We start from the raw sequence: 6,820 nt of genomic DNA, 5'->3' as shown, positions 1-6,820 counted from the left end.
CGCCAGGGTGGGCGCACGCGAGACCGATGCGGCGCCGAGCGGTTGCCCGTCGCTGTCGGTGACGCTCAGATCGGGGGCCGACCCGGAGATGGTGATGAGGCCGCGGTGGTGTGCCCGGTGGTGATACGGGCACACCAGCACCAGGTTGGTCAACTCGGTGGGCCCGCCGTCTTCCCAGTGCCGGATGTGATGAGCGTGCAGACCGCGGGTGGCCCCGCAGCCAGGAACCGCGCAGGTGCGGTCGCGATGTTCCAGGGCCCGGCGTAGCCGGCGGTTGACGGTGCGGGTTGCCCGCCCGGCGCCGATCGGCTGGCCGTCGCGTTCGAACCACACCTCGCACGTGGCATCGCAGGTCAGATACTGGCGTTCGGCGTCGGACAGCAGCGGCCCCAGATGCAGTTCGGCGGCGCGCTGAGCAACGTCGAGGTGGACCACCACGGTAGTGTGCTGCCCATGCGGGCGGCGGCTCGTCTCGACATCCCAGCCGGCCTCGACCAGCCGCATAAACGCATCGCCGGTGTCGGGCAGCGGCGGGGCGGCGTCCGAGGCGCCGTCGTCACGGTCGCGCTTCCACTCGGCCACCAGCGCATCCCGATGCGACGCCAGCGCGGCCTCGAAGGTCGCCGCCTCGTTGCGCGGCAGCCTGATCCGCCAACAGCTGCCCTCCTCGTTGCTCGTCTTGGTGATCGAACGTTCGAGCCCGGGCGGGGCATCGGGTTGCGGCCGGGGTTCGAGCTTGATCGCCGTGCGCAGCTGGTCGACCGTCGCAACGCTGGCCAGCTGCGCGTAATGCGCGTCAGAACCCTCGCCCCCGCGCGCGGCGATCACCCCGACCTGGTCCAACGACAACCGGCCCTCACGCAGGTCCCGCGTACAACGGGGGAACTCCTCAAACCGGCGCGCCACACTGGTGATCGTGTGGGCATTGGCCGATGACAAGCCCAGCTTCCAGGCCACCAACGCCGGCACCGACCGAGCACCCGTCATGCCCCACAGTTCGTCGCGCTCGATCTCGGCGACGATCTGCACGATGCGCCCATCAATCGCGTTGCGCTGACCGGCCAACTCCGCCAGCTCCTCAAACAACACCCCGAGCCGCTCTTTAGGGCTCGCCTCAGGCGATGCGATCAACGACATGGCCCCATCATCGCAGTGGGGTACGACAAGTTTCGGCGACCAATCCCAGAGGGGGTGGGGCAGACCGGTGGCCGGACCCTGCGGCACACGATCGCGCGCGGTAGACGCTGATAGCTAATTCGAGCTAATCGCGCTAGCTGGACTAGCGTATTCTGGCGTACCCTGGGTGGCTGTGGAAACGACAGTAACAAGCACGGACGCCAAGAACCGCCTCAATGCTCTGCTGGCCGAGGTCGAGCGCACCGGCAAGGCAGTGACGATCACCAATCACGGCCGGCCGGTCGCCAAGCTCGTCCCGGTGCAGCCCGTTCCACGCAAGTTCGGCCAGCTACCGAAGCTGCTGGTGCCCAATGACTTTGACGAACCACTGCCGGCATCGGAGCTTGCGCGCTGGGAGGGCGCCGAATCGTGAACGTCCTGTTGGACACACATACGCTGCTCGGGCTGGTGAGCACGCCCGGTGATGTGGATGCCTCGGCCTTGGCCGTCATCTCCAATCCGAGTACGGGCGTGTGGGTGACGGCAGCGTCGGCCTGGGAAATCGCCATCAAGACCCGGCTGGGTCGCCTCGACGGCGAAGCGCTGTTGTCGGCGTGGAACGACATCGTTGCCGACATGGGCGTTACCGAGCTTCCCATCGAGTCGTCCGACGCAATCCTGGCCGGCCGACTTCCGTGGGCGCACACGGATCCGTTCGATCGCGTCATTGTGGCCCAAGCGCTGCGCCGCCATCTGACCATCGCGACCCGCGACACCAAGATCCTGGAGGCCGGCATCACCGCCACCCTGCAGGCCTGACCGCAACCACTTCGCGCCCAGCGGGCCGGTAGGCCCGAGGCCGCGACGCGGCCGCGGCTAGACGCTCCCCCGCGGCAGCACCCATTGGTGCGGGCGTATCGCCGCCCAGAGCGCGGCCGCCGCTAGCGGCGTGCATCTCCTGAAGACAAGGCCGTGCCAGCTACTATCGCTTGGGTGTCCGACGGCGAACAAGCGAAACCGCGTCGGCGCCGGGGGCGGCGCCGTGGTCGTCGCGGCGCCGGTTCGCCCGAGAACCCGACCGGCGATCAGTCACCGGCCGACTCGGCGGCCACCAAACCCGCCCGGCCCCGTCCCCGCCGGCGCGTGCAGGAGCGGCTGAAGACGGTCCACGAAACCTCCGCCGGCGGACTCGTCATCGACGGCCTCGACCGCCCGCGCGCCGAGCAGGTGGCGGCGCTGATCGGTCGCGTGGACCGGCGCGGACGGATGCTGTGGTCGCTGCCGAAGGGGCACATCGAGCAGGGTGAGACCGCCGAGCAGACGGCCATCCGCGAGGTCGCCGAGGAGACCGGGATCAAGGGCAGCGTGCTGGCCGCCCTGGGCCGCATCGACTACTGGTTCGTCACCGACGGCCGCCGGGTGCACAAGACGGTGCACCACTACTTGATGCGGTTCTCCGGCGGCGAACTGTGCGACGAGGACCTCGAAGTCGCCGAGGTGGCCTGGGTGCCCATCCAGGACCTGCCGGCGCGGCTGGCCTACGCCGACGAGCGGCGCCTGGCCCAGGTCGCCGACGAGCTCATCGACAAGCTGCAAAGCGACGGCCCCGCCGCGCTTCCCCCCCTGCCCCCCAGCTCCCCCCGACGACACCCGCAGACGCATTCGCGCACCCGCCACTCGGACAGGTCGGCCATCGGCCGCAAGAACGGTCACGGGCCGGAGTCGTGACCGCGCCGCAGCTGTGCCGGGCCGGGTTCGTGCGCCTCGCCGCGGTCATCGGCGTCGTCGCCGCGTTCGCGGTCCTCACCGGAGCCATCGCCCCCCTGCTGCCGCCCGCCGCCGCCGGCGAACCCGGGGTGACACCCTTCGTCCGGGTCCGCATCGACCAGGTGACCCCCGACGTCGTCACCACCACCAGCCCGGCCGTCGTCACCGTCACCGGCACGGTCACCAACGTCGGTGACCGCCCGGTGCGCGACGTGATGGTGCGGCTCGAGCACGCCGGGGCGGTCGCCGCGTCGGCGAGCCTGCGGACCTCCCTGGACGGCGGCACCGACCAGTACCAGGCGGCGGCGGACTTCCTCACGGTCGCCCCCGAGCTGCGGCGCGGGCAGGAGGTCGGCTTCACCCTCTCGGCGCCGCTGCGCTCGCTCACCACGCCATCGATGGGCGTCGAGAAACCGGGAATCTACCCGGTGCTGGTCAACGCCAACGGAACACCCGACTACGGCGCCCCGGCGCGGCTGGACAACGCCCGGTTCCTGCTGCCGGTGGTCGGGGTGCCCCCGGACAAGGCCGGCGACTTCGATTCGGCCGTCGCGCCCGACACCTCCAAGCCGGTGCTGATCACCATGCTGTGGCCACTGGCCGACCGGCCCCGGCTGGCCCCCGGGGTGCCCGGCGGGACGATCCCCGTGCGCCTCGTCGACGACGACCTGGCCACCTCGCTGGCCCCCGGCGGCCGCCTCGACGTCCTGCTGTCGGCGGCCGAGGTCGCCACCGGCCACGACGTCGACCCCGACGGGGCCGTGGGTCACGCGCTGTGCCTGGCCGTCGACCCCGACCTGCTGGTCACTGTCAACGCCATGGCCGCGGGCTACGTGGTGTCCGATTCGCCCGACGGCCCCGCGCAGCTGCCCGGCACCCCGACGCATCCCGGCGCCGGCCAGGCCGCGGCCGCCGGATGGTTGAACCGGCTGCGCGCGCTGGCCCACCGCATCTGCGTGGCCCCGCTGCCCTACGCGCAGGCGGACCTCGACGCCCTGCAGCGGGTCAACGACCCCGGGCTGACCGCGACGGCCACCGGCAGCGTCTACAACATCGTCGACCGCATCCTGGACGTCCCGTCCGCGCGCGGCGCCACCCTGCTGCCCGACGGCCCGCTGACCAACCGCGCGGTGAACCTGCTGAACGGCGGCGAAAGCACGGTCGCCATCGCCGCCGCCGAGCTGTCCGCCCAGGACTCCGGCAACGCGACCGAAAGCGTCGACACCGACCCGCGGCGAGTGTCCCCGCAGGTGGTGGTCGCGCCGTTCGACCCCGCCGTCGGCGCCGCGCTCGCCGGGGCCGGGACCAACCCCGGCGTCCCCACCTACCTGGACCCCTCGCTGGCGGTGCGGCTCGCCCACGATTCGGCGACCGCGCGTCGCCAGGACGCGCTGGGCTCCATCTTCTGGCACCCGCTGCAGCGCGACGCCGCGCCGCGCACCCAGCTGCTGGTCCCGCCGCCGACGTGGGATTTACGCGCCGACGACGCGCAGGTGATGCTGACCGCCCTGGCGACCACCATCCACTCGGGCCTCGCGGTGCCGCGGCCCCTCCCGGCGCTCATCGCCGACGCCACCCCCCGCGCCCAGCCGCAGGAGCCGGCGGGTGACCGCCCGTCGGCGCGGGGTCGTTTCTCCGACGACGTGACCGCCGGCATCGCGGCCCAGGTCGGTCGCCTGTGGGGCCTCACCTCGGCCCTGACCACCGACGAACGCACCGGGCTGACCGGCACGCAGTACACCGCCCCCCTGCGGGAGGACATGCTGCGCGCGTTGAGCCAGTCCGAACCGCCCGACACCCGCGACGGACTGGCCCAGCAGCGGCTCGCCACCGTCGGCGCCACCATCAACGACCTGTTCGGCGCCGTCACCATCGTCAACCCGGGCGGCTCCTACACGCTGGCCACCGAGCACAGCCCGCTGCCGCTGGCGCTGCACAACGGCCTGGCCGTCCCCATCCGGGTGCGGTTGCAGGTCGACGCTCCCCCCGGGATGACCGTCACCGACCTCGGCGTCATCGAACTGCCCCCGGGCTACCTGCCGCTGCGGGTGCCGATCGAGGTGAACTTCACCCAGCGCGTCGCCATCGACGTGACGCTGCGCACCCCCGACGGCATGCGGCTGGGCGACCCGGTGCGGCTGTCGGTGCACTCCAACGCCTACGGCAAGGTGCTGTTCGCGATCACGCTGAGCGCCGCCGCGGTGCTGGTGCTGCTCGCCGGGCGGCGGCTGTGGCACCGTTTCCGCGGCGAGCCCGACCCCGCCGACCTGGACCGCCCGGATCCGCCGCACTCGCCGCCCACCGGCCCGCTGCCTCCCGTGCCCGCCGGCGTCGACCGTCGCCGGCCTGAGCTGTCCGACGCCGCCCTCGTCTCGCGGTCGTGGGCCATGGCGTTCGCGACGCTGATCAGCCGGCTGACCGGCTTCGCCCGCATCGTCGTGCTGGCCGCGATCCTGGGCGCCGCGCTGTCGAGCGCGTTCTCCGTGGCCAACCAGCTGCCGAACCTGGTCGCGGCGCTCGTGCTGGAGGCGACGTTCACCGCGATCTTCGTGCCGGTGCTGGCCCGCGCCGAGCAGGGCGACCCCGACGGCGGCGCGGCGTTCGTGCGTCGCCTGGTCACGATGACGACGACGCTGCTGCTGGTGGCGACGGCGCTGTCGGTGCTGGCCGCGCCGCTGCTGGTGCGGCTGATGCTGGGCCGCACCCCCCAGGTGAACGAGCCGCTGACCACCGCGTTCGCCTACCTGCTCCTGCCGCAGGTGCTCGCCTACGGGTTGACCTCGGTGTTCATGGCGATCCTGAACACCCGCAACGTGTTCGGGCCCACGGCGTGGGCGCCCGTGGTGAACAACGTCGTCGCCCTCGTGACGCTGGTGGTGTACGTGCTGGTGCCGGGCGAGCTGTCCGTCGACCCGGTCCGGATGGGCAACGCCAAGCTGCTGGTGCTCGGCATCGGCACCACGCTGGGCGTGTTCGCGCAGACGGCGGTGCTGCTCGTCGCGTTGGGCCGCCAGCGCATCAGCCTGCGGCCGCTGTGGGGCGTCGACGACCGGCTCAAGCACTTCGGCACCATGGCCGCCGCGATGGTGCTCTACGTGCTGATCAGCCAACTCGGACTGGTCGTCGGCAACCAGATCGCCAGCACCGCCGCTGCGTCGGGCCCCGCCATCTACAACTACACGTGGCTGGTGCTGATGCTGCCGTTCGGCATGATCGGGGTGACCGTGCTGACCGTGGTCATGCCCCGGCTGAGCCGCAACGCCGCCGCCGACGACACCCGGGCCGTGCTCGCTGACCTCTCGCTGGCGACCCGCCTGACGCTGATCACGCTCATCCCGATCGTGGCGGTGATGACGGTCGGCGGGCCGGCCATCGGCAGCGCCCTGTTCGCCTACGGCCACTTCGGCGGCGTCGACGCCGGCTACCTGGGCGCCGCGATCGCGCTCTCGGCGTTCACGCTCATCCCCTACGGCCTGGTGCTGCTGCAGCTTCGGGTCTTCTACGCCCGCGAGCAGCCCTGGACCCCGATCGTGATCATCCTGGTCATCACGGCCGTCAAGATCGGCGGCTCGGTGCTGGCGCCGCATCTGACCGGCGACCACAAGCTGGTCGCCGGGCTGCTCGGGCTGGCCAACGGCGTCGGGTTCCTGGCCGGCGCGATCGTCGGCTACTTCCTTCTGCGGCGCGCCCTGCTGCCCCGCGGCGGGCACCTGATCGGGCTGGGCGAGACGCGGACCATCCTGGTGGCGACCGCGGCGTCGCTGCTGGCCGGCCTCATCGCCCACGTCGCCGACCGCCTGCTGAAGCTGGGTCAGCTCACCGCGAACGGCGGTGGCGCCGGTTCTTTGCTGCGGCTGGTCATCCTGTCCGCCATCATGCTGCCGATCGTCGCCGCGGTGATGCTGTGGGCGGGGGTGCCCGAGGCCCGGGCCGCGGC

Annotated in this window: 5 protein-coding genes; 4 read left to right on the top strand and 1 reads right to left on the bottom strand. The window is 72.1% G+C overall.

Annotated features, from left to right (window positions below; all coding sequences use genetic code 11):
• Positions 1-1,137, bottom strand: a 1,137-nt coding sequence (locus BN971_RS10100; protein ID WP_090350060.1) for an HNH endonuclease signature motif containing protein, incomplete at its 3' end; no start/stop codon positions are given.
• A gap of 172 nt (positions 1,138-1,309) precedes the next feature.
• Between BN971_RS10100 and BN971_RS10095 the strand changes: the two genes are divergently transcribed.
• From BN971_RS10095 to BN971_RS25700, 4 genes are all read left to right on the top strand, one after another.
• Positions 1,310-1,549 carry a type II toxin-antitoxin system Phd/YefM family antitoxin gene (locus BN971_RS10095; protein WP_085179814.1) on the top strand — a complete coding sequence of 80 codons (240 nt, stop codon included), beginning with the start codon at positions 1,310-1,312 and terminating at the stop codon, positions 1,547-1,549.
• On the top strand, positions 1,546-1,935 hold the full coding sequence (locus tag BN971_RS10090) for a type II toxin-antitoxin system VapC family toxin (protein ID WP_085179813.1): 390 nt from the start codon (positions 1,546-1,548) through the stop codon (positions 1,933-1,935). The genes BN971_RS10095 and BN971_RS10090 overlap by 4 nt, the downstream gene beginning before the upstream one ends.
• A 174-nt stretch (positions 1,936-2,109) precedes the next feature.
• Positions 2,110-2,844: an NUDIX hydrolase gene (locus BN971_RS10085; protein WP_085179812.1), complete on the top strand. Its 735-nt coding sequence runs from the start codon at positions 2,110-2,112 to the stop codon at positions 2,842-2,844.
• A partial coding sequence (locus tag BN971_RS25700; RefSeq protein ID WP_249262721.1) for a murein biosynthesis integral membrane protein MurJ occupies positions 2,841-6,820 on the top strand: 3,980 nt, incomplete at its 3' end. The genes BN971_RS10085 and BN971_RS25700, both read left to right, overlap by 4 nt.

The organism is Mycobacterium bohemicum DSM 44277 (genome assembly GCF_001053185.1).
Classification (GTDB): Bacteria; Actinomycetota; Actinomycetes; order Mycobacteriales; family Mycobacteriaceae; genus Mycobacterium; species Mycobacterium bohemicum.
This window is presented reverse-complemented; position numbering and strand designations above follow the sequence as displayed.